This is a genomic window from Streptomyces sp. NBC_00569 (assembly GCF_036345255.1).
Taxonomy (GTDB): Bacteria; Actinomycetota; Actinomycetes; order Streptomycetales; family Streptomycetaceae; genus Streptomyces.
Genome location: NZ_CP107783.1, coordinates 4,581,844 through 4,604,406 on the forward strand (window position 1 = coordinate 4,581,844; position 22,563 = coordinate 4,604,406).

18 protein-coding genes are annotated in these 22,563 nt (G+C 72.5%); all 18 read right to left on the reverse strand.

Annotated elements, in window-relative coordinates; all coding sequences use genetic code 11:
• Nucleotides 1–47: 47 nt before the first annotated feature.
• The 18 genes from OHO83_RS20565 to OHO83_RS20650 all read right to left on the reverse strand — a co-directional run bounded on the left by OHO83_RS20565 (nt 48) and on the right by OHO83_RS20650 (nt 22,398).
• The gene (locus OHO83_RS20565; protein ID WP_330279705.1) at nt 48–635 is read right to left on the reverse strand and encodes a hypothetical protein; all 588 of its coding nucleotides are present in this window, start codon (nt 633–635) and stop codon (nt 48–50) included.
• Nucleotides 619–1,080, reverse strand: a complete 462-nt coding sequence (locus OHO83_RS20570; RefSeq protein WP_266673277.1) for a hypothetical protein — start codon at nt 1,078–1,080, stop codon at nt 619–621. Before OHO83_RS20570 ends, OHO83_RS20565 begins: the two co-directional genes overlap by 17 nt.
• On the reverse strand, nt 1,077–5,891 hold the full coding sequence (locus OHO83_RS20575; protein WP_330279706.1) for a hypothetical protein: 4,815 nt from the start codon (nt 5,889–5,891) through the stop codon (nt 1,077–1,079). Before OHO83_RS20575 ends, OHO83_RS20570 begins: the two co-directional genes overlap by 4 nt.
• Nucleotides 5,892–5,894: 3 nt before the next feature.
• A complete protein-coding gene (locus OHO83_RS20580) occupies nt 5,895–7,181 on the reverse strand; it encodes a serine/threonine-protein kinase (protein ID WP_266673273.1) in 1,287 nt (428 codons plus the stop codon).
• A complete protein-coding gene (locus OHO83_RS20585) occupies nt 7,159–10,116 on the reverse strand; it encodes an AAA family ATPase (protein WP_330279707.1) in 2,958 nt (985 codons plus the stop codon). Before OHO83_RS20585 ends, OHO83_RS20580 begins: the two co-directional genes overlap by 23 nt.
• Before the next feature lie 288 nt (nt 10,117–10,404).
• Nucleotides 10,405–10,791, reverse strand: coding sequence for a YccF domain-containing protein (locus OHO83_RS20590; protein WP_330279708.1), 387 nt, complete (start codon nt 10,789–10,791; stop codon nt 10,405–10,407).
• Nucleotides 10,788–11,651 (reverse strand): zinc metalloprotease HtpX, encoded by an 864-nt coding sequence (htpX, locus tag OHO83_RS20595; RefSeq protein ID WP_266673267.1) that lies wholly within the window; start codon nt 11,649–11,651, stop codon nt 10,788–10,790. The genes OHO83_RS20590 and htpX overlap by 4 nt, the downstream gene beginning before the upstream one ends.
• A 173-nt stretch (nt 11,652–11,824) precedes the next feature.
• Entirely contained in the window at nt 11,825–12,280 is a 456-nt protein-coding gene (locus OHO83_RS20600) for an MscL family protein (protein ID WP_266673265.1), read from the reverse strand.
• Between the two features lie 46 nt (nt 12,281–12,326).
• Nucleotides 12,327–13,868 (reverse strand): NADH-quinone oxidoreductase subunit N, encoded by a 1,542-nt coding sequence (locus tag OHO83_RS20605; RefSeq protein ID WP_329434264.1) that lies wholly within the window; start codon nt 13,866–13,868, stop codon nt 12,327–12,329.
• A complete protein-coding gene (locus OHO83_RS20610; RefSeq protein WP_329434265.1) occupies nt 13,865–15,487 on the reverse strand; it encodes a complex I subunit 4 family protein in 1,623 nt (540 codons plus the stop codon). The genes OHO83_RS20605 and OHO83_RS20610 overlap by 4 nt, the downstream gene beginning before the upstream one ends.
• A 6-nt stretch (nt 15,488–15,493) precedes the next feature.
• On the reverse strand, nt 15,494–17,488 hold the full coding sequence (locus tag OHO83_RS20615; protein ID WP_266673259.1) for an NADH-quinone oxidoreductase subunit 5 family protein: 1,995 nt from the start codon (nt 17,486–17,488) through the stop codon (nt 15,494–15,496).
• Nucleotides 17,485–17,901, reverse strand: coding sequence for an NADH-quinone oxidoreductase subunit NuoK (gene nuoK, locus OHO83_RS20620; protein ID WP_266673257.1), 417 nt, complete (start codon nt 17,899–17,901; stop codon nt 17,485–17,487). The genes OHO83_RS20615 and nuoK overlap by 4 nt, the downstream gene beginning before the upstream one ends.
• A complete protein-coding gene (locus OHO83_RS20625; protein WP_266673255.1) occupies nt 17,901–18,500 on the reverse strand; it encodes an NADH-quinone oxidoreductase subunit J family protein in 600 nt (199 codons plus the stop codon). Before OHO83_RS20625 ends, nuoK begins: the two co-directional genes overlap by 1 nt.
• Nucleotides 18,497–19,084 (reverse strand): NuoI/complex I 23 kDa subunit family protein, encoded by a 588-nt coding sequence (locus OHO83_RS20630; RefSeq protein ID WP_266673253.1) that lies wholly within the window; start codon nt 19,082–19,084, stop codon nt 18,497–18,499. Before OHO83_RS20630 ends, OHO83_RS20625 begins: the two co-directional genes overlap by 4 nt.
• Nucleotides 19,084–20,052, reverse strand: a complete 969-nt coding sequence (locus OHO83_RS20635; protein WP_330279709.1) for a complex I subunit 1/NuoH family protein — start codon at nt 20,050–20,052, stop codon at nt 19,084–19,086. The genes OHO83_RS20630 and OHO83_RS20635 overlap by 1 nt, the downstream gene beginning before the upstream one ends.
• Nucleotides 20,049–21,404 (reverse strand): NADH-quinone oxidoreductase subunit C, encoded by a 1,356-nt coding sequence (locus tag OHO83_RS20640; RefSeq protein WP_330279710.1) that lies wholly within the window; start codon nt 21,402–21,404, stop codon nt 20,049–20,051. The genes OHO83_RS20635 and OHO83_RS20640 overlap by 4 nt, the downstream gene beginning before the upstream one ends.
• Nucleotides 21,401–22,030, reverse strand: coding sequence for an NADH-quinone oxidoreductase subunit B (locus tag OHO83_RS20645; RefSeq protein WP_266673248.1), 630 nt, complete (start codon nt 22,028–22,030; stop codon nt 21,401–21,403). The genes OHO83_RS20640 and OHO83_RS20645 overlap by 4 nt, the downstream gene beginning before the upstream one ends.
• Nucleotides 22,021–22,398 carry an NADH-quinone oxidoreductase subunit A gene (locus tag OHO83_RS20650; protein ID WP_116511174.1) on the reverse strand — a complete coding sequence of 126 codons (378 nt, stop codon included), beginning with the start codon at nt 22,396–22,398 and terminating at the stop codon, nt 22,021–22,023. Before OHO83_RS20650 ends, OHO83_RS20645 begins: the two co-directional genes overlap by 10 nt.
• Nucleotides 22,399–22,563: the final 165 nt, after the last annotated feature.

Consider the following 22,563-nt stretch of genomic DNA (forward strand, 5'->3'; position numbering starts at 1 on the left):
GGGTGCAGGTGTCGGTCCCGGCGGCGTCTCGGCGTCGGGCTCGCGCTTCACCTGGGGATCCGGCTCGGGGGTGCCTCGGGCTCGGGTTCGGGTTTGGGTGCGGGGGCGGGGGCGGGGGCGGGCGCGCCCATGACGACCTGGGCGAAGCGCACCACGGCGCCGTCGTGGAACACCGCGTACTCGTTCGTCTCGGCCACGACCTCGGCGTCGAACTCCGGGCTCTGCAGCCAGTGCACCGGGTCCGCCCAGTCCAGGACCTCGTCGGCGGTCAGGCCCTTCGGGTCGCGCACCTCCACGCCGGCGCCGCGCAGCACGTCGAGCATCCGGTCCTTCACGTTCTTCAGCTCACGGTGCCGGAGCTCTGCGTCCACGGCCTCGCGCGGCTCCCCCGTCCTGTTGACCTGCTGCTCCAACGTGCCGATGAGCATGGCCAGTTCGAAGAGCGTGGCGTGCACGCGCGTCGCGGCCGAGGCGGAGGCGCCGCGGGCGGCGGCCAGCTCCTCGTGGCGGCGCTGCAGTACGCCGGCCAGCTCGGCCTCCGGTGCGGTGGTCGCACCGTGGACCTCGGGGACGGGGCGCTCGGCGAAGTTCTCCCAGCCGGGCCGCACGGCGTCGGGCTCATCCGAAGAGGACATCGCGCACCTCCAGTTCCTGTTCCTCGTCCTGGGCACGGGCCGCCGCGGGCGCCGTACGCAGGGCGTCGTCCGCCCCCGCGACGGGCGCCGTCGCGAGGGCGCGGACGGTGCGCCGCAGCGCCTGAGGCAGGTCGAAGTCCTCGGCCCGCAGGTTCTGGCCCCCGAGGTCCGCCGGGTAGGTGCGGTGGGTGCGGGCGAACGCGTCCCACCGGCGGTCGCGGTAGTCCGTGCCCGGCGGCTCGGTCACCTCGTACCGCAGCCGGGCCCGCGGGTTGCGGATCAGTTCCCGCATCGCCCAGTCGTAGAGGTCGCGGTCCTGGGCGGTGGACGCGGTCTGGATGCCTTCCTCGGCGCGTTCCACGATGTGCGCCTCGGTGGCGTCGACGGGGAGTCCGAGTACATGGAAGGGGTTGGGCCGACGGTTCGCCGACGGCAGTGTCGTCATGGGCGCAGCCTTCGCAGGAGGTCTTCGATACGGGTGATGTTGTCCCGGGTGGCGGCTTCCGGGGCGATCCGCTCCGCCCGCCGCAACAGGCTGATGGCCGCCTGCAGTTCACCCTCCACGGCGTTCGGGCCGATACGGACGGAACGTTCGAGATTGCTGAGCGCGGCGTTACTCATGGCCACCGCACGGTTGTTCATCCCGGTGGCCACCGCGCGCAGCGCCTTGGCGGCCTCCTCGCGCATCTTGGGGTCGTCGCCGGCCGCCGCGACGCGCTCCGCGTCGCGCACCGCGCGCTCCGCCTCGTCGAGCCGCTCGGCGTCCAGCAGGACGTAGCCGTGGTTGATCAGGGTGCTGGTGCGGAGCCGGTCGAGGGTCTTCCTGGTCGCGTCGGTCCTCGGGACGCGGTCGAGTTCGGCGAGGGCCTTCGGGTAGCGGCGCGCCTTGATGTGTTCGAGGGCGGCGCTGAACAGGGCGTCCTGGCGGTACTGCTCCAGGAGTTGCGGCGCGTTGGTGTTGGCCGGGTTCCACTCCTTGGCCAGTTCGAAGTACGCGATGGCCTTGCCGGTGTCCCGGTCGAGGAGGCCGCGGTCCACGTAGTGGGCGGCGAGCAGCTGGTTCTCGCGCAGGTGCGGGCGTCCCTTCACGGCGCCCTGGGCGAGCAGTTCCGCGTACCGCACGGCCTTGGTCACGACCGTGCGCATGTGGTCCCGGTCGCCCATCTGGTAGAGGCAGTTCTGCCACTCGTTGTGCCAGGCGACGACGGTGCACAGGACGTTCCCGGGGGCGAAGCCGTGGTCGACGGCGTTCGCCAGGCTGCTGATGCCCTCTTCGTAGTCCTTGTCGATGCCGTCCGGCAGGGCGCGGACCCGCTCGGGGTCGTCGACGCGCTTCTCGGCCGCGCGCACCAGGTCGGTGGACCAGTCGTCGAGCAGGGCGCCCGCGCGGTCCGAGACGGCGGCGAAGAGGTCCTCGTCGACGCCCGGCAGCACGCCGGCCAGGGGCCCCTCGGCCAGCAGGGTGCGGGTGACATGGGTGCCCTGGCGCAGGGCGGTCAGGCAGTTCAGATGGAGGCGGGCCTGGTCCTCGCGGTGCTCGGCGAGGGCCCGCGCGCCGTGGCTGCGGTGCAGGGTCAGGAGTTCATCGGTCAGGGAGGTGCGCAGATACTCGGCGTCGGGGCCGGTCGCCGCGTCGGCGACGATGGTTCCCGCGTCGTCGGACCCCGGGCGGTCGGCGAACGCCTCCCAGAATCCCGGGTGGCACAGCAGCAGGACCCACAGGACGGTCGCGGTGACCAGGTCCTCGTCGGCGGCTCCCGTGCGGGTCAGCTTCGCCAGAGCCTCTTCGCGGTAGACCACGGCCATCGAGTGCAGTACGGGGATGTCGTTACGGGTGGCCCGGCGCGCGAAGAACCTCGTCAGCTCCCTCTCTATGGCGGCCGCCTGGTCCGCCGCGAGCGCCTGCCACACCGGGTGATCGGCCATCGCGGCTTCCACGGCCGGGAGCCTGCCGGGGCGTTCCCAGGTCTGGGCCGCGTCCGGGAAGAGATGACTGAGGAGGGCGTCGGAGCGGTCGTTGCGCTCCAGGTCGGCGCGGTGCCGGTGGGCCGGGTGCTCCTCGGGGAGATGACCGGCGGCCCGCCCCAGGAGTTCCAGGGCCCGTGCGGGGTCACCGTCCGCCTTGGCGGCCACCGCCCGGTGGCACAGGTACTTCCCGTACTCGGCGGCGGCCCTGTCCGCGCCGGCATCGGTATCGGCGTTCAGGGCGTGCCGCCACAGCCTGTCGGCGACTTCGTGGTCCCCGACGGCGGCGGCGCACCGGGCGAGGGTGACGGCATCGAAAGGTACGAGACCGTCCGCTTCCGGTGAGTCTTCGGTGAGGCGGTCCGCCAGACGGCGTACGACCTCCGCCAGGGCCTGGGCGCGGCCGTCCCGGCGCCTGGCGCGGGCCACCCTGGCGCAGAGCGCGGGCAGGGTCGCGGCCACGTCGACCAGGCCGGTCAGGTCGTGATCGCGCAGGGCGAGGGTGAGCGCCTCGGCGGCCTTCGCGCGCTGGGCCGGCAGGTGACCGGCCGCCTGGACGACGAGGAGCGGGGCGGGCAGGGCGGGGTTGCCGCCGACGGACGGCAGCTCGGCGGGCGGCTCGCCTTCGAGGGCCTGGGCGACGAAGGCGACGACCTGCGCGGCGGCGCGACGGGCCTCTCCGGTGCCGCCTGCGCCGTCGGCGCCCTCCGCGCCCTCATCCTGCACGTCGTCCTCCGGGCCTTCGGCGCCTCCACCCTGTACGCCGCCCTTCGGGCCCTCCGCGCCTCCACCCTGCCCGACGACCTCCGCGCCCTCATCCGGCCCGTCGCCCACAGCCCGTAGCAGCCGTACCGCATCCGCCCTGTCACCGGCCTTGAGCGCGGCCGCCGCGAGAGGCAGGGCCAGCAGCGGGTCGTCCCTGACGTCGGCCGGAGCATCCGCACCCGCATCCTCATCCGCGCCCGCGTCCTTGGCCCTCTCGTCGTGCCGCCCGGCCAGCGAGGCGGCACGACGAGCCTCGCGCGCCACCACCGGCAGCGGCCAGGCCGCCGCGAGAACTTCGAGCGCTCCGGCCAACTCGTCCTGCACAGCGGGGTCTTCGCCCAGCAGGCAGGCGCGCCCCAGAGCCAGGGCGAGCACCTCCACGGCACGGGCGTCGCCCACATCAGCGGCGGTCGGGCCATCGGCCTCCCCCACCCACGCCACCAGCGCCTCCACCAGTACGGGCTCCGCCTCGCGCGGCTCCGCCAGCAGCTGGCCAAGGCCGAGCAGCCAGGCCGTACGGGAGTGATGGCGGACGATGCGCCACGGTGCGGCGCCCGTACCGTCGGCGGGCCGTGCCGCGCGTTCGGCCAGGAGGCGGGCCGCGCGGGCGAGACGTCCGGCGTCGGCGGGGACGGGCGGGAGGGCGCCTGGCCCGGTGACCTGCGCGTCGATGAGCCGCGCCGCCGCCCACCCGGCGCGCTGCACGGCCCGGTCGGCCTCTCCGCCGGCCCACAGCGCCGCGGCCTCGCGCAGCGCGAGCGCGCCGCTTTCGTAGCGGGCCCGGGGCGTCGGCAGGCGGTCGAGGCGCCGCACGGCGTCGACCGTGCGGCCGAGGGCCAGTTCGGCGCGGGCGCGGACGAGTTCGGCCTTGGGGCCACGTACGCCGTCGAGCAGGTCCGCCGCACGGTCGGGGTTCCCGGCCGTCAGTTCGGTCACGGCGAGGACAAGGGTGGCGCGGTCGAGGCCCTGGCCGCCCGCCTGTTCGAGCAGGGAGCGGGCCCGGTCGCCGTCTTCCGGGAGGGCCGACAGGGCGCGCCACAACAGCTGTTCGGGCAGGGGCAGGCGGCCGAAGAGCGAGAGGGCGGTGAGGTGGCCGACCGCGTTCCGGCGGCCGCCGGCGACCTCGACGCCGAGGAGGGTGCGCAGGGCCTCCAGGAGTTCCGGGACGGTGGCGCCCTCGGCGCCGAGCGGGTCCCAGGCCAGCTCGACGCCGGGTTCCTGTCCCTCGGCGAGCCTCAGCCGGGCCGTGACGACCGCGGTGAAGGCGTGTGCCGCGCCCTTCATGACCGTACGTTCCTCGTCGGTGGCGCGGCGGCCGGGATCGGCGTCGGCCAGCAGGCAGCCGAGCGGCCAGGCGTGCGCGTCGCCGTCGGCGAGCAGCGCGCGGCAGCGGCGTCCCGCCGCCTCGTGCTCGCCGCACAACAGCTGGGCCCAGGCCGCGTGATAGCCGAGGTCGGACCGGTCCGGGAACGCGTCGGCGACCACGACGAGGTTCTTGGCGGCCAGGTCGGCGTTGCCTTCGAGGAGCTGGGCACGGCCCTGGGCGTAGCGGCCCCAGGGACGGCTGTCGCCGCCGTCGCCGATCGTGGCGAGCCGTACGGCCGTCAGCGGGGCCGCGGTGGCGGGGCCCGGGGGGCCGTCGCGGCCGGGGTCCAGTTCGAGCCACTCCAGCATCCGGCACAGGTCGGTCAGTTCGGCGCCGCGCGGTGTGAGGACGGCTTCCCGTCCTCGTACGGCGGTGAGGGCCTCGGCGTACGCGCCGCTGTGCAGGCGGGCGGCGATGAGACCGCGCAGGGCCTCGCCGTCGGTGGGGTCGGCACCGCAGGCGCGGGTGAAGTGGTCGGCCGCGTCGGCCGTTTCCCGGTGCAGCAGCAGGGCGCCGAGGCCGAGCGTGCGGTCGAGGCCGGCGAGGCGCAGGCCCGCCGCGGACAGGTGCGTGGCGAGCGCGAAGGCCCGCTCCACGCGGCCCGTCTCGTCGTCGAATCCGGCTCCGAGGAGGCGCCCCGTCATCTGGTGCACTTCTGGCGGCACGGTCGCGTACCGCCTGAAGATGTCCACGTAGATCGCCAGTTGGTCGTCCTGGTCGGCGCCGAGCCTGGCCAGGGCGGTGGCGGCGATGGAGCGGGACTCCTCGTGGACGAACGCGCTGCGGTAGAGCCGCGTGTACAGGGACACCGCGAAGTCCCGGTCACCTGCGCCGGACCGGGCCACGGCGGCGTCGGCGAGCGGGACCCAGCTCTGGTGGAGCCCGATGCGCCCCTCGGCCGCCATGCGCTCGCCGACCTGGGCGAGCCGGTCCAGGTCGGCGGCCTCGACGAGGGGCAGGAAGCGGGGGCCGAGGAAGGACTGCTGGAAGGAGGGCCACAGGTCAGCGGTGCGGTCCTGGTACTCCTCGATGCCCGCGAGAACCGCGCGCAGGCTCACGAGGCCGGCGCGCGGATCGGCGTCGGCGAGCGCGCTCGCCCAGGCGTTCTCCAGCCGGCCGCGCCGGGACAGACCTTTCCTCAGGGACCGCTGGGGCTCCACCCGTCACCCCCGGTCCCGCTCGGCGCGGGCGAGACGCCCGAACCGCTCCGCCTGGAAACGGTTGCCGGCCTTGCGGAACGCCTCCTCCGCGCGGCGGGCGAGCCTCGCGCGGTCGGTGCCGGACGGCATCAGGGCGCGCCCGCGGACGAGTTCACAGGCGTCGGCCCAGGAGTGGGCGGCCGCCAGGTGATCGCCCGCGGATTCGTGGACCTGCCCCAGTTCGGTGAGCAGGCCCAGGCGTAACGGGTCGGGGACGTGGTTACGTTCGAGCCCCCTGCGGAGCACGGTCGCGGCGGCCGGGCCCTGCCCGGACGTCCTCAGCCGCCGTCCTTCCGCCAGCTCGGCCTCGCCCGGCTGCCGCACGACCGGCTTCTCCAGGACCACGTCCAGGGCGGCGATCACCTCCTCCGCGCTGCGGAACCGCTGCGCGGGCCGCAGTTCGAGCAGGCGCATCACGAGGGCGTCCAGGGCGGGCGGGACGAGGTTGTTGTGGACCGAGGGGCGTACGGGCGGCGCTCCCCGCTTCTGTTCCTGGAGCCAGTCGCCGTGCGCCGACTCGGGCAGCGCGGGCGGCGGTGTCAGATGCGCGTACGCGTGGCGGCCTGTCAGGCCCTCGTACATCAGGAGCCCCAGCGAGTACAGGTCGGACTCGGGGACGCTGGAGCCGGCCGCGGTCTCCGGCGCCATGTACTGGAGGGTGCCGACCGTGCCCGGGACGTGGCCGAGCTCCAGCATCCGGGCGGCCAGGCCGAAGTCGATGAGCCGGACCCAGTTGTCGCTGCCCAGGAGGACGTTGTCGGGCTTGAGGTCGCGGTGCAGCAGCGGCGGGTCCAGGCGGTGCAGTCCGCGCAGGGCCACGCAGATCTGCCGCGCCCACTTGACCAGCAGCGGCGCCGGGACGCGCCCCATCTCGGCGAACTGGCCGGCGAGGGTGGCCCCGGGGACGTACTCCATGGCGAGGAAGGCGCGGCCGCCGAGACCCTTGGCGAGACCGCCGTCGTACACGTGCACGAGATGGCGGCGGGCCTCGGCGTCCGCCATGGTGTCCATCGCCTCGGCGAGCAGCAGGACGTCCTGGAACAGCTCCGCGGCGTTCTCCTCGGTCAGGCCCGCGCGCCGGGAGAGCTTGAGAGCCACGCTGCGCACCGGATGGCCGAGGATGTACTGGTCGGCGCGGAAGACCGCCCCGAAACCGCCGCCTCCGATCCAGCCGCTCAGTGCGTAGCGGCCGTCGACCACCCGGCCTTCGAGTCCGCGCAGGCCGGACTCATCCGGTGCGGCCTGGTTCATCGTGTGCGTCCCCCTCTCCGCTCCCGCCGGACTTGGTCAACCCGCCTTCCACAGAGGACAGTTCCATCCCGTCCGCCGGTTCCGGCGACAGGAAGCGCACCCGTGTGAGGGAACCGCTTTCCGCCCCGTCCCGGCCGGAGAACAGGGCGTCACGCACGCCCGGCGGCGATGGAGGCACGAAGTCGACGACGATCCGGTCGCAGGCCTGGAACTCCTCCGCCCGCTCCTCGGCCGCCGCGAGGACGGGGTTCTCGACCAGGTCGGAGAGCACCTTGGCCATGATGCGACCGCCCTCGCGCCCGCCCGCCTCGGAGTTGAGGCGGTGGCCGAGCGCGCCCGCGTATCGCACCAGCTCCTCGGGGACGGTCAGCTCCTTCTCCCGCTTCTCGCGCCAGAAGGCCGCCTGCCGGTCGAGCACCTTGCGGCCGATGGCGGTCATCGCGTCGCCGCCGAGCGGGCGGAAGACGATGACGCGGCGGACGCGGGCCAGGAACTCGGGGGTGAAGACGGGCGTGCCGTCCCGGCTGCGCTCGGACGCGAGCTTGGCGCGTACGGCGGCGGAGATCTCCTCGTCCGAACTGCCTTCGCCGAGGCGCGAGATGATCTCGTGCCCGGCGTTCGTGGTGAGGATGAAGATGGCGCGGTCGCCGTGCGCCTTGACGCCCCGCTGGTCGGTGATCCAGCCCTCGTCGAAGAGGTTGAGGAACGGCCGCAGCACCTCGGGGTGCGCCTTCTCCGCCTCGTCGAGGAGGAACACGCAGTACGGGTCGCTGTTGAGCTCGTTGATGAGCCGCCCGCCGCGCTCGTGCCCCACGTAGCCCGGCGGTGAGCCGAGGATGCCGGACACGCTGTGCGGCTCCGTGAAGTTCTCCATCGGATACGTCTGCAGCCGCTTGGACGCCGAGTAGAGGCCGGCGACCCGCTTGGCCAGCTCGGTCTTGCCGACGCCGGTCAGACCCGCGAAGAGCAGTACCGACGCCGGCCCCGAACTGACTGCGGCCAGGCCCGCCTTGATGCGCCGCAGCTCGTCCGCGACCACCCGGACCGCCTGGTCCTGCCCGACGACCTCCGCGCCGAGCGCCGTCGCGTAGTCGACCCGCTCCCCGCCCGTGCCGGCGATCTGCTCGCGCGGCATGCCCGACAGCTCGGACACGACATCGGCCACTTCGTCGAGCGTCACGGCGCTGCGCACGTCGCCGTGCTGCCTGCGCGCGTAGTCGAGGTCCTCGCAGGCGCGGCGCAGGACCTTGACGGCGGACAGCGGCAGCCGCTGGTGCCGGACGAAGTCACCCGCGAGGACCACGGCCCTCGCCACCGCGTGGCGCTCGATCCTGATGCCGGTGAACTCCGTCTCCAGCGCGTCCGCCGCGAGGCGCACCATGGCCCGCGCCGCCTCCCGCTCCGGCTCGGCCATGTCGATACGGCAGGTCAGCTCCTGGAGGACGTGGTCGGCGGCGACCAGATCCTCGTAGTCGTGCTCGGCGAGCACCCCGATGAGATGGATGCTGCGCTCCTTGAGTGCGCGGCGCAGCTCCAGCAGGTGGTCGGCGCCGTGCCGGCCACGCAGCAGGGGTCCCAGCCCGTCGACGCAGACGACCAGGTCGGTGCGGCCCGCGACCTGGCCGATCAGGGCCGTCAGCTGTTCGCCGCTGCTCTCCGCGGCGACGTCCTTGCAGTCGACCCGCAGGAACCGCTTGCGGCGCAGGAACGGGATCTCGCCCGTGGCGGCCCGCCGGGCGAGCTCGCGCAGCAGAGTGGTGGTGCCGATACCGGGCAGACCGGTGATCAGTACGTGGTTGTTCTCCGTACGGTGCAGGGCCCGGCACAGCGGCTCGAAGTATCCGTCCAGATGGGCGGCCGGGCCGATGGCCCCGGTCCGCGCGAGCCAGGTGAGGTCCTCGGAGGGCGGCAGGAACGCGGGCAGCCGGAACGGCACCTCGCGGGGCGCCGTCGAACGGGTCTCGCCGAGTACGTCGCGCACGCTCTCGCGCAGCCGCTTGATGTCGAGGCGCAGCGGCTCGGCGGCCAGGACGGAGGCGAGGCGCTGCGGCGGGCTGTCCAGGAGGGCCGCGAGCAGGTGCGGGGTGTCGATCTGCTCCGCGTCCCAGCGGGCGGCCGTCGTGCGCGCCGCGTGCAGCAGGTCCCGCAGGGACTCGCCGATCCCGTCGCGGTCGAGGCGCGGGGCCGTCCGGTTTCCCCGCTCGGTGATCCGGAAGGCCTGGGTGATGATCTCCACGGCCTTCACCAGGCCGACCTGGAGCGGCAGTTGGAGCCGGAAGAGGCGCTCGGCGGGCCCTTCGGTCTCCGACAGGAGAGCCATCAGACAGTGCGGCGGGAGCAGCCGGTCGTAACCGAGCTCGGCGGCCCGCTGGGCGGCCAGCTCCAGGACGGCCCAGGCGTCGTTCGTGAACTCCTCGGAGCGCAGCCTGCCCGACGCGTCGTCGTACAGCTCGGGCGGCTCGTCGGCGTGGACCCCGACCTGTCTGCGCAGCGCCTCGGCGGCCAGGGGCAGATCGAGGAGCGGGGTCAGGAAGTCCCGCTCGTCCGCGGAGGGGGCGTCGAGCAGACAGGCCAGCAGCAGCTCCAGGCGGACCCCGGCGCCCACCGCGTCCCGCGCGCACCGGGACTCGAACTCCTCGAAGGCCGCGGCCAGTTCGGGGCTCACATGGTCGCGCGCGCCGTCGAACGCGTAGCCGTTCCCCGGCGGGGCGTAGACGGCGACTGTCTCCAGGAGGTGATGCGGGGCCGCGCCCTCGGCGAGCGCGCCCTCGAACGCGGGGAGCACCGCGGGGTCGCGGGTGCCGAGCGCCGCGTACAGGATGTCGCCGGGGCGTAAGCGCTCGGTGGCGCGCTCCGCGGCGGACAGCAGGACGGTGGCGGTGCGCTCGTCCCCGAGGGCGTCCGGATCGAGGAAGCCGTCCGTGAAGAGGCGCACGGAACGGCGTTCGGGACGGCCTTCGGAGCCGCCGTCGGGATCGTTTCCGGGACCGTCTTCCGGGCCGTCCTCAGGACTGTCCGGACTCTTTGCGGAATCGTGCTGCATCTTCGCGCGCAGGCCACGGCTTCACGACGTTTCGGGCCTGCCTGCCCACCTCCCCCGTGCACCGGCCATGCTTCCACACGGAGTACGCGGGGTCCCTTTGCTACGCAAAAGAGGGGACAACTCTTTGGCCGTAAGGCCGAGTTGATCCCCTCCTGCTACGCCGTCAGACCGGCGCCCCCGCTATACGAACGGCTGGTCCGTGCGGACGATTTCGCGGCCGAGCGGCATCAGGGAGACCGGGATCAGCTTGAAGTTGGCGACGCCCAGGGGGATACCGATGATCGTGATGCACTGCGCGATGCCCGTCACGATGTGGGCGAGAGCGAGCCACCAGCCGGCCAGAACCAGCCACAGCACGTTCCCGACGCAGGACGGGGCGCCCGCGTCGCGGCGCTCGACCGTCGTATAGCCGAACGGCCACAGCGCGTACACGCCGATCCTGAACGCCGCGATGCCGAACGGGATTCCGATGATCGTGATGCACAGGATCAGGCCCGCGAGCAGGTAGCCGAGGAACAGCCAGAAGCCGCTCAGCACTAGCCAAATGATGTTGAGGATTGTCTTCACGGGTGACGACCTGCCATCTGCTCTAGCCGGGCGATGCGCTCCGCCATCGGCGGATGCGTGGAGAACATCTTGGACATGCCCTGCCCGGGACGGAAAGGGTTCGCAATCATCATGTGACTTGCGGTCTCGATCCGCGGCTCCGGGGGGAGCGGCAACTGCTTGGTCCCCGCGTCGAGTTTGCGCAGGGCGCTCGCCAGGGCCAGCGGGTCGCCGGTGAGCTGGGCGCCCGACGCGTCCGCCTCGTACTCCCGGGACCGGCTGATGGCGAGCCGGATGACCGTGGCCGCGATGGGGCCCAGGATCATGATCATCAGCATGCCGAGCAGTCCGGGGCCGTCGTCGTCGTTCGAACGGCCGACGGGGATCAGCCAGGCGAAGTTGACCAGGAACATGATCACCGAGGCGAGGGCGCCGGCGACCGACGAGATCAGGATGTCGCGGTTGTAGACATGGCTCAGCTCGTGCCCGATGACGCCGCGCAGCTCGCGCTCGTCGAGGATCCGGAGGATGCCCTCGGTGCAGCACACCGCGGCGTTGCGCGGATTGCGGCCCGTCGCGAAGGCGTTGGGCGCTTCCGTCGGCGAGATGTACAGGCGGGGCATCGGCTGGCGGGCCTGCGTCGACAGCTCGCGGACCATGCGGTAGAGCGCGGGGGCCTCGAACTCGCTCACGGGGCGCGCGCGCATCGCGCGCAGGGCCAGCTTGTCGCTGTTCCAGTACGCGTACGCGTTCGTCGCGAGGGCGATGCCGAGGCCCACGATCAGCCCCGTACGACCGAAGAAACTACCGATGACGATGATGAGGGCCGACAGCCCCCCGAGGAGTACGGCGGTCTTCAGCCCGTTGTGCCGGCGGTGCACGGTACGCCCTCCATGTGGTGCGGCAGGGGAACCCTCTGCTTACTGGTGCTGGGTGCTTCCACGGTCCAGTGGACCCTCCTGTACTGGTCAACGCCAGACGAGGAGGACGAGTTCCCTTGTGCGCGCAGGGCGCATGTAGCCCGTACGGGTGGAGAGTGCCCGCCGGCTGGGGGTCAGCGCTGTTCGGGGAGTCCGGCGAGCGCGAGGGCCTCGGGGTCGGCCTTGAGCTCGCTGGTGCAGTGGGAGCAGCGGGTGGCGATCGCGGGGATCTGGCTGAAACAGCGCGGACAGTCGCGCAGGGCGGCCTTGATGTCGACCGGCTTGCCGCGGTCGAGGCGGGTCTGGAGCCTCACCATCGGGACGACGACGAGGAAGTAGAGCACCGCCGCCGTGATCACGAAGGCGATCGCCGCGGCGACGAACTTGCCGTACGGGAAGTCCGTGCCCTCGACCCGGAAGTGCGCCTCGCTGAAGTCGCCGGTCGAGCGCGTGGCGAGGCCGATGAGCGGGGCGATGAACGCCGTGCTGAAGCCCGTGACGACCGCGGTGAAGGCGGAACCCACGGCGAGGCCGATCGCCATGGTCACGATGTTCCCGCGAAGGATGAAGTCCTTGAACCCGCTCAGCACGGCAGTGTCTCCCTGGTCTCCGACGTTGAGGTCGCTACGAGGGTGCCTAGAAGAGGCCCGTCGATGCAAAACGGAGAACCATCTGAGGTGCACCCGACAAGGCGACCCCGATGACGGCGGTGAGTCCGATCGCCGCGGTGAGCGGCGCCGGAATCCGCTGTACCGCCTGCTCGCCCTCGGCGGAGCGGAACAGGGTCGCCGTCCACTGAAGGTAGTAGTAGAGAGCGATCACGACGTTGACGGCCATGACGACGGCGAGCCAGCCGAGGCCCGCGTCGACGGCCGCCGAGAAGACGGTGACCTTCGCGAAGAGGCCGATGATGCCGGGCGGCAGGCCCGCGAGGCAGAGCAGGAAGAAGCCGAGGACCAGGGCGGCCAGCGGCCGGGACCGGTACAGGCCGCGGTAGTCGCTGATGCGGTTCAGGGGCTTCGTACGGGCCACGAGGGCGGCCACGGCGAAGGCACCGAGGTTCACGGCGGCGTACATGAGGGCGTACGCGACGGTGGAGCCGATGGCCTTGTCGGCGTCCTTGGAGTAGGCGGCCGCGGCGATCGGGACGAGGAGGTAGCCGGCCTGGCCCACCGAGGACCAGGCGAGCAGGCGTACCGCGCTGTACGCGCGCGTGGCCTGCTGGCGCAGGGCCGCCACGTTGCCCACGGTCATGGTGAGCGCGGCGAGCACGGCCAGGGCCGGGCCCCACACGTCGGCGTAGGACGGGAAGGCGACGACGGTGACGAGGATGATCCCGGAGAAGCCGACCGCCTTGCCGATCACCGACAGGTAGGCGGCGACCGGCAGCGGGGCTCCCACGTAGGTGTCGGGCACCCAGAAGTGGAAGGGGGCGGCGGCGGTCTTGAAGGCGAAACCGACCAGGGTGAGGACGACGCCCGCCTGGGCCAGGGTGTGGAACTGGCCGTCCACGTGCGTCAGGGCGGTGGCGATCCTCGTGAGGTGCAGGGTGCCCGTCGTCGCGTAGACGAAGCTCACGCCCAGGAGGGTGACCGCGGTCGCCGTGACCGAGGACAGGAAGAACTTCAGGGCCGCTTCCGAGGAGCGCCGGTCGTCGCGCTTGATGCCGACGAGGGCGAACGCCGGCAGGGACGCCACTTCCAGGGCGACGACAAGGGTGGCCAGGTCGCGTGACGCGGGCAGCAGTGCGGCGCCCGCGGCGGAGGACAGGAGCAGGAACCAGAACTCTCCCTCGGGGAGCGCCCTGGGCGTGTTCTTCGCGTCCTTGATGCCGGTGATGGACAGCAGCGCGGTCAGCAGGGCGCCGGCCAGGACGAGGAACTGGATGACGAGCGTGAAGTGGTCGGCCGTGTAGCTGCACGCGGCCTGCTCGCCCTTGAGCGTCTTGAGGCAGAAGGTCGAGCGGTCGCCGTCCAGAAGGGGCAGCAGCGCGAGCGCGGCGGCGGCCAGACCCGCGACGGAGACCCAGCCCAGCAGCGCCTTCCTGCGCTCGCCGAGGAACAGGTCCGCGACGAGCACCACGAGGGCGACAACCGCCGCGATGGTGGGCGGCGCGATCGCGAGCCAGTCGACGGACTGGACGAGGGACGCCACGGACGGCGCGGCGGCGGCGGTCACTGGGTGCCTCCTGCGAGGAGCTTCTGCACGGCCGGGTCGGTGAGGCCGATCAGGGCCGCGGGCCAGAGCCCGCCGACGACGGTGAGGGCGACGAGCGGGGTCCAGGCGGCGAACTCGTAGCCCTGGACGTCGGCGAGCTTCGGCGTCTCGGCCTCGTGCGGGCCCATGCAGACCCGGCGGACGACGGCGAGCATGTACGCGGCGGTGAGCAGCGTGCCGAACGCGGCGATCGCCATGAACGTGAGGAACGCGGGGCGGCTCAGGCCGGCGGCCGGCTTGAACGCGCCGAACAGGGCGAGCATCTCGCCCCAGAACCCGGCGAGGCCCGGCAGCCCGAGGGAGGCGACGGCGGCGAAGGCGAGGAGCCCGCCGAGGCGGGGCGCCTTGCCGTAGAGCGCCATGCCGCCGTCGAGGGGCGCGGCGGAGCCGCTCTTCTGGGGATGGAGGTCGGGTGCCGGGCCGGACAGCGTGTCGAGGTCCGTGCTGCCCGTGCGGTCCTTGAGGGCGCCGACGAGGAAGAACAGCAGGCCGGTGATGAGGCCGTGGGCGATGTTCGCGAAGAGCGCGCCGTTGACGCCGGTCGGCGACATCGTCGAGATCCCGAGCAGGACGAAGCCCATGTGCCCGACGGACGAGTACGCGATGAGGCGCTTGAGGTCGCCCTTGGCGCCGGGCCGCGCGAGGGCGAGGCAGGCCAGGGACCCGTAGATGATCCCGACGACGGCGAACGCGGCGAGGTACGGCGCGAAGGTGCGCATGCCGTCGGGCGTGACCGGCAGCAGGATCCGGACGAACCCGTACGTGCCCATCTTGAGCAGCACACCGGCGAGGAGGACCGAGCCGACGGTGGGCGCGGCGGTGTGGGCGTCGGGCAGCCAGCTGTGCAGCGGCCACATCGGCGTCTTGACCGCGAGCCCGATCCCGATCGTCAGAACGGCGATGACCTGCACGGACGTGCTCAGGCCGCGGCCGTTGTCAGAGGCGAGTGCCACCATGTCGAATGTGCCGGACTTGAGTCCGATGAGGAGAAGGCCCAGCAGCATCACGACGGAGCCGAGGAGCGTGAAGAGGATGAACTTCCAGGCGGCCCCGGCTCGTTGCTCACCGCCCCAGCGGGCGATGAGGAAGTACATCGGGATGAGGACCATCTCGAAGGCGAGAAAGAACAGGATCAGATCCAGGACGGCGAAGGTCGCGAGGGTGCCGGACTCGAGGACGAGGATCAGCGCGACGAATGCCTTGGGGGACGGGCCCTTCGGCATCTTGAAGTAGGAGTACAGCGCGCAGAGGAAGGTCAGCAGCGCGGCCAGGACCAGGAGGGGGAGCGAGATGCCGTCGATGCCGAGGTGGATGCGCACGTCGAGTGCGGGGATCCAGCTGATGTCGGTCGTGGCCTGCATCTTTGACGGGTGGTCATGGTCGAAGCCGAGCGCGAGGACGATCGCGGCGATGAGGATCACGCCGGTCACGGTCACGCCGTGGCGGAGCACGGCCTGGTCCGGGGACTTCCCCTTCAGCCCGGGCGGCGCCGGGAGAAGAGCGGCGGCGGCACCGAGGAGCGGGCCGACGACGATCAGTGCGAGAAGGAACTGCATCACGGATTCGCTGATATCGATCACGGCTGCTCACGCTCCGGCGGTGGCGACGAGGACGACGGCGATCGCCAGGACGACGGTCCCTGCGAGCAGGGCGCTGAGATAGGTCTGCACGTTGCCGGTCTGGGCGCGGCGGACGGCCCGGCCCAGCCAGTCGGGTACGGCGGCGGCGCCGCGCACATAGGTCTCGACGACCTCGCGGTCGAGGAAGCGGACCAGTGAGGCCGCGGCCGTGACCGGCCGGACGAACAGGGCCGCGTAGACGGCGTCCAGGTGGAAGCCGGTGGCCGCGTGGCGGTGCAGCGGGCCGAGCAGGAGACGGCCCGGGTCCGCCGGATCGGGGGCGTAGGCGACGTCCCCGTACGCGGCCGCGTGGGTCGCGATGGCCTCGGCCTCGACGATGCTGCCGTCCGCGTCGGGGTGGGCGGCCACGGCGCCGAGCGGGGCGCCCGCGGCGAGGGCCGTGGTGTGGCGCCAGGCCGCGTAGGTGACGAGCCCGCCGACGAGGGCGACGCCCGTGCCGAGGACGGAGGTGGTGAGGGTCGGGGCCAGCGAACGGCCGTCGAACCAGTCGGGTACGACGCCGACGGTGAGACCGAAGGCGAGCGAGGGGATCGCCAGGACCCACAGGACGGCGTTCATCGCGACGGGCTGCTTGCCGTGGTCGGGGGCCTCGGCGCCGTGGCCCCGGAAGACCAGGAGCCAAAGGCGCGTGGCGTACGCGGCGGTGAGCAGGGCCGTGAGCAGGCCGGAAACGAGGACGATCCAGCCCGCCGAGGACGGGATCGCCTCGGCGTGGCCGGTGGCCGCGTGCTCGGCGGAGCCGAGGACGGCCTCCTTGGAGAAGAAGCCGCTGAACGGCGGGATCGCGGCGAGCGCGAGGAGCGCCACGGTCATCGTCCAGTAGGCGTCGGGGACACGGTCGCGCAGGCCCTTCATACGGGACATGGCGGCGAGCGAGTTGGTGCCGGCGGCGTGGATGACCACGCCCGCCCCGAGGAACAGCAGCGCCTTGAAGGCGCCGTGCGACATGAGGTGGAAGACGGCGGCGCCGCGGTCGCCGACGGCGAGGGCGCCGGTCATGTAGCCGAGCTGGCCGATCGTCGAGTACGCGAGGACACGCTTGATGTCGTCCTGCGCGAGGGCGGCGAGCGCCGAGCCGGTCATCGTGACGGCGGCCATGACGGCGAGGACGACGAGGGCGGCGCCGGAGGCGGCGAAGACGGGAAGGAGCCGGGCGACGAAGTAGACACCGGCGGCGACCATCGTCGCGGCGTGGATCAGCGCGGAGACCGGCGTGGGGCCGGCCATGGCGTCGGGCAGCCAGGTGTGCAGCGGGAACTGCGCGGACTTGCCCGCCACTCCCGCGAGGAGCAGCAGCGCGATCAGCGTGGGGTGGTCGAGGCCGCCGCTCGCGACGGCGCCGAGGACCGTCGTGATGCGGAAGGACCCGGCGTCCACGGCGAGCGCGAACAGGCCGATGAGGAAGGGGACGTCGCCGAGCTTCGTGACCAGGAACGCCTTGAGGGACGCGGCGCGCGCCTCCGGCGTCTCCCAGTAGTGGCCGACGAGGAAGTACGAGCAGATGCCCATGACTTCCCAGCCGACGAGCAGCACCATCAGGTCGCCCGAGTAGACGACGAGCAGCATCGCGGAGGTGAAGAGGGAGACGAGCGCGGCGTAGGACGGGTAACGCGGGTCGTCGCGCAGGTAGGCCGTCGAGTAGATCTGCACGCACGACGCGACGACGCAGACCAGGACGGCGACGAGCGCGGCGAAGCCGTCGATGTGCAGGGCGAGCTCGATGGGGACCGAGCCCGTCGGGGTGAGTTCGGTGGCCGCGTCGATGCTCGCGCCGCCGCCCTGGCGCACGGCGACGAGGACGGTGAGGGCGAGCGCCGCGAGGGTCGGCAGCACGGCGAGAGGCCGTACGAAGCCGGGCGCGGTGCGGCCCAGGAGCAGCCCCGCCGCGGCGGCGAGGAACGGGAGGACGGGGACGAGCACGGCGAGGGTCGTGGTGGTCACGCGGTGGCCTCGGCCTTCTCGTCCGTGACGGCCTCGGCGCCGGCGTCCGGTGCGGAGCCGTCGGGGGCGAGGCCGTCGGGTCCGCCGTCGTCCGGGGACTCGGCGGTGTCACGGAGCTTGTCGATGTCGGAGGTGCCGCGGCCGCGGTACACGGCCAGCACGATCGCGAGGCCGATGCCGATCTCGGCCGCGGCGATGGCGATGGTGAACAGGGTCAGCGCCTGGCCGGAGTGGAGGGTGTCGCGGGCCGCCTTGCTGAGCCAGACGTCGAAGGCGACGAGGTTGAGGTTGACGGCGTTGAGCATCAGCTCGACGGACATCAGGACCAGGATCGCGTTGCGGCGGGCCAGCACTCCGTACAGGCCCGTGCAGAAGAGCAGCGAGGAGAGGACGGCGGGGTAGGCGAGATGCATCAGCGGTTCCCCTCACGGGCCTTGGTGTTCGTGTCCTGTGCCCCGGCGGTCCTGCGGGACAGGACGATCGCGCCGACGAGGGCCGCGAGCAGCAGGACCGAGAGGGCCTCGAAGGGCAGCACCCAGTGCTGGAAGAGGATCGACCCGGTCACCGCGGTGGTGCCCTGGGGCACGCCGTCGAGGTCGACCCAGGTGGTGCGGAAGGCGTCCACGACGACCCAGACGAGGGCGGCGGCCGCGGCGACGGCGACCGTCAGCGCGGCCCACCGGTTGCCCGAGTCGGCGTCCGGGGAGCGGCCGATGGGCGCCCTCGTGAGCATCAGTCCGAACAGGAGGAGGACGACGACGGAGCCGACGTAGATGAGGACCTGCACCCAGGCGATGAACTCGGCGGTGAGCAGCAGGTACTCGACGGCGAGGCCGCCGAGGGCGACGACCAGCCACAGGGCCGCGTGCACCAGCTGCTTGGTGGTGACGGTGACGACCGCGGCGCCGAAGGTGACCAGGCCGACGAGGAGGAACGCGATCTCGACGCCGGTCGGCGAGAGGAATCCGTGGGTCTGTGTGGCCGCGGTGGCGGCCGCTGCGACGGGGGTCACGCGGGTCCCTCCTCTCCTGGTGCGGGTTCGCCGGGGGTGGGTTCTTCCGCGGCGGCGGCCTGCGCGGCGGCCAGCTTGTCGGCGGCCTTGCGGGCGGCGGCGAGTTCCTTGGGTTCCTCGGCGGCCGGGTCGAGCGCGGGCGGTGCCGGGACCGTCCACATCCACTCGCGGAGCCGGTCGCGCTCGTGGGTGAGTTCGTGGATGTCCGTCTCCGCGTACTCGAACTCCGGGGACCAGAACAGCGCGTCGAAAGGACACACCTCGATGCAGATACCGCAGTACATGCACAGGGCGAAGTCGATGGCGAAGCGGTCGAGGACGTTGCGGCTGCGCTCACGGCCGCCCTCGACGGCGGCCGGCACCGTCTCCTTGTGGGAGTCGATGTAGATGCACCAGTCGGGGCACTCGCGGGCGCAGAGCATGCAGACCGTGCAGTTCTCCTCGAACAGGCCGATGACGCCACGGGTGCGCGGCGGCAGTTCGGGCTGGACGTCCGGGTACTGCTCGGTGACGGTCTTACGCGTCATCGTGCGGAGGGTGACGGCAAGGCCCTTGGCGAGACCTGCGCCGGGGATCGGAGCCACTAGTTGATCGCCACCTTCACGATTCCGGTGAGCGCGATCTGCGCGAGTGCGAGCGGGACGAGGAGGGTCCAGGAGAGCTTCTGGAGCTGGTCCTCGCGAAGACGGGGGTAGGTGACGCGCAGCCAGATCACGACGAACGCGAGCACGGCCGCCTTCAGCAGCGTCCAGACCCAGCCGAGGCCGTCGGCGCCCCACGGCCCGTGCCAGCCACCCAGGAACAGGACGGTGGTGAGGCCGCACAGGACGACGATCCCGGCGTATTCGGCGAGCAGGAACAGGGCGAAGCGCAGGCCCGTGTACTCGGTGTACGCGCCGAAGATGATCTCGGAGTCGGCGACCGGCATGTCGAAGGGCGGGCGCTGGAGTTCGGCGAGGCCCGCCACGAAGAAGACGAGGGCGCCGACGATCTGCCACGGCACCCACCACCACTCGAACGCGTCGACGATGCCGGGCAGCGAGACGGTACCGGCGGCCATCGCGACAGAGGCGGCGGCGAGCAGCATCGGCAGTTCGTAGGCGAGGAGCTGCGCGGCGGTGCGCAGGCCGCCCAGGAGGGAGAACTTGTTGGCCGAGGCCCAGCCCGCCATGAGCGAGCCGAGCACTCCGACACCCATGACGGCGAGGACGAAGAAGATGCCGGCGTCGACGACCTGGCCGACCGCACCCTCGCTCGGGCCGATGGGGATGGCCAGCAGCACGAGGAGGTACGGCAGGAGCGCGACGGCGGGCGCGAGCTGGAAGACGCGGCGGTCCGCGTCGGCGGGGACGACGTCTTCCTTCTGCGCGAACTTCACGCCGTCGGCGACGAGCTGGGCCCACCCGTGGAAGCCGCCCGCGTACATGGGGCCGAGCCGGCCCTGCATGTGCGCCATCACCTTGTGCTCGGTCTGGCCGACGACAAGGGGCAGGACCAGGAAGGCGACGAAGACGACGATGAGCCGCAGAGCGACGTCGAGAACGTCGTTCACTCCGTTCCTCCTGAGGGGGTTTCGGGGGCTTCGGGGGTGGTGTCCGGGGCCTTGGGGGCGTCTGGGGCTTCGGAGGCGTCCGGGGCGTCCGGGGCGTCCGGAGCTTCGGAGGTAGCCGGGACATCCGGCGCGTCCGAGGCATCAGGGGTAGCCGGGACATCCGGCGCGTCCGAGGCATCAGGGGTAGCCGGGACATCCGGCGCGCCCGGCGCATCGGAAGTAGCCGGCGCGTCCGGCGCGTCCGAGGCATCGGCCGTAGCCGCGGCGTCCGGCGCGTCCGGAGTTCCGGAGGTAGCCGAGGCATCGGAAGTAGCCGGGGCACCGGAGGTAGCCGGGGCGTCCGGGGCTTCTGAAGCAGCCGGGGTATCCGGAGTTTCAGGCGCAGGCGTGGGCTCCTGCGGCGCGGCCGGTTTCGGCTCGTCGAAGGCCGGGCGGGCGTGGTGCCAGGGCGCGTCACCGGTGGCACCGGACTTGCCCGCGGCGTCCGGCTTCGGCGCCGCGGGACTCTGAGGCGCCGCAGGACTCTCAGGTGCCGCAGGAGCCTCAGGAGTTGCCGGGGACCCAGGAGTTGCCGGGGCCTCAGGAGGGGTCGGCGTCTGTGAAGCCGACCCCTGCGACGCGCTCCGCGAGCGCCTCGGCGGTGCGGCAGCCGCCGCATCCGTTCCCGCCGGGGCGGCCTGGCCGGCCGACCCCTCCCCCGCCGTGCGCGTCCGCCGCACCGGGCGGTCGCCCGCCGCGCGGCCCGCGCCACGGGCCGGGCGGGCCGGGGCGGGCGGAAGCTGGCCCTTCAGCGGGCCCCACTCGTTCGGGTCCGGAACACCCGGCGGCAGCATCTGACGCCGCTTCGGCGCGCCGTGCCCCGCACCCGCCGCGGACTCCCCCGGCTCCTTGGCGCCGGGCCACGCCTTCACGACCCGCGCCGCGAGCACGAAGTCCTTGCGCAGGGGGTGGCCCTCGAAGCTGTCGGGGAGCAGGAGCGGCACCAGGTGCGGGTGGCCCTCGAAGTGGACGCCGAACATCTCGTGCGTCTCGCGCTCGTGCCAGCCCGCGCCCGCGTACACGTCGACCGCGGTGGCCAGGACGGGGGCGTCGTGCGGCACGGTCGTGCGCAGGAGCAGCCGGCGCACGGGAGACAGGGCGACGACGTGCGCGCAGACGCGGAAACCGGTGCCGGGCTCGTCGACCGCGCTCAGCCAGTCGAAGTAGGTGCAGCCCAGCGTGGTGCGGGCCGTTTCGAGGGCGGCGATCCACGTGGCCGCGGGAACGTCGACGGTGAGGACCTCGTACGACTCCTCGGCCGTGGCGTCCGGGCCGAAGAGCTCCTCGACGGGTCGGGGCAGCCAGCCGGTCACCGCTCACCCTCCCCGGAGTCGTCGCGCGTCGGGACCGGCGGCTTCACGAGGCCGCTGCTGAGGGCGGCCGCCGACGGCCGTCCCGCCGCCGCGTCGGCGCCGTAACGCTCACCGAGCGACTCACGCGCGATCTTCTCCTGGAGCTTGAGGATGCCCTGGAGCAGCGCCTCCGGCCGGGGCGGACACCCGGGCACGTACACATCGACCGGGATGATCTGGTCGACGCCCTTGGTGACCGAGTACGAGTCCCAGTACGGGCCGCCGCAGTTGGAGCAGGCGCCGAACGAGATGACGTACTTGGGCTCGGGCATCTGCTCGTACAGGCGCTTCACGGCCGGGGCCATCTTGTCCGTGACCGTGCCGGAGACGACCATCAGGTCGGCCTGGCGCGGGCCCGGCGCGAAGGGGATGACGCCGAGGCGGATGAAGTCGTGCCGCGCCATGGACGCCGCGATGAACTCGATGGCGCAGCAGGCCAGGCCGAAGTTGAAGACCCAGAGCGAGTAGCGGCGGCCCCAGTTGAGGACCACCTTCATCGGCTCGGGGGCCAGGCGGGACAGCACACCCAGCTTCTTCGGGCTGACGGGCTCCGGCAGGAGCACGGGCTCCGAGGGGGTCACGTCCATGTGAGGACGCCCTTCTTGTATGCGTACAGCAGGCCCACGGCGAGGAAGCCGAGGAAGATGAACATCTCCACGAGCGTCGCCGCGCCGAACTGCGGATCGGCGAAGACGGTCGCCCAGGGGAAGAGGAAGATCGAGTCGACGGCGAAGATGACGTAGAGGAACGCGTAGACGTAGTAGCGGACCTGGGTGTGGGCCCAGCCCTCGCCGACGGGGTCGACGCCGCACTCGTACGTCAGGAGTTTCTCGGGGGTCGGCACGACCGGCCGCAGCAGCCGTCCCGCGCCGAAGGCGACGGCCACGAACAGGACGCCCACGACGGCGAGCACGCCGACGACGGAGTACGTCTGGAAGTAGTCCGCGGCGACCATGGTCGGTTCCGGCACGTCCGCCCCTCGCTCCGTGGTGTTCGACGATCTGTACGCACGGGAGTCTAGGGCCTGTTAAAGAGACGGTAAGCAGGCGTCCAGGGTTGAGGTGGGGTTATCCCCCGTCGGGTCCGGCAGCCCGCCTCATGGCGCCCCGGCGCCCGGCCG

What these genes read in the sequence shown, in the direction of transcription:
- OHO83_RS20565 (WP_330279705.1), bottom strand. Translation starts at nt 635, where the DNA reads ATGTCCTCTTCGGATGAGCCCGACGCCGTGCGGCCCGGCTGGGAGAAC.
- OHO83_RS20570 (WP_266673277.1), bottom strand. Translation starts at nt 1,080, where the DNA reads ATGACGACACTGCCGTCGGCGAACCGTCGGCCCAACCCCTTCCATGTA.
- OHO83_RS20580 (WP_266673273.1), bottom strand. Translation starts at nt 7,181, where the DNA reads ATGAACCAGGCCGCACCGGATGAGTCCGGCCTGCGCGGACTCGAAGGC.
- nuoK (WP_266673257.1), bottom strand. Translation starts at nt 17,901, where the DNA reads ATGCATCTCGCCTACCCCGCCGTCCTCTCCTCGCTGCTCTTCTGCACG.
- OHO83_RS20645 (WP_266673248.1), bottom strand. Translation starts at nt 22,030, where the DNA reads ATGGACGTGACCCCCTCGGAGCCCGTGCTCCTGCCGGAGCCCGTCAGC.
- OHO83_RS20650 (WP_116511174.1), bottom strand. Translation starts at nt 22,398, where the DNA reads ATGGTCGCCGCGGACTACTTCCAGACGTACTCCGTCGTCGGCGTGCTC.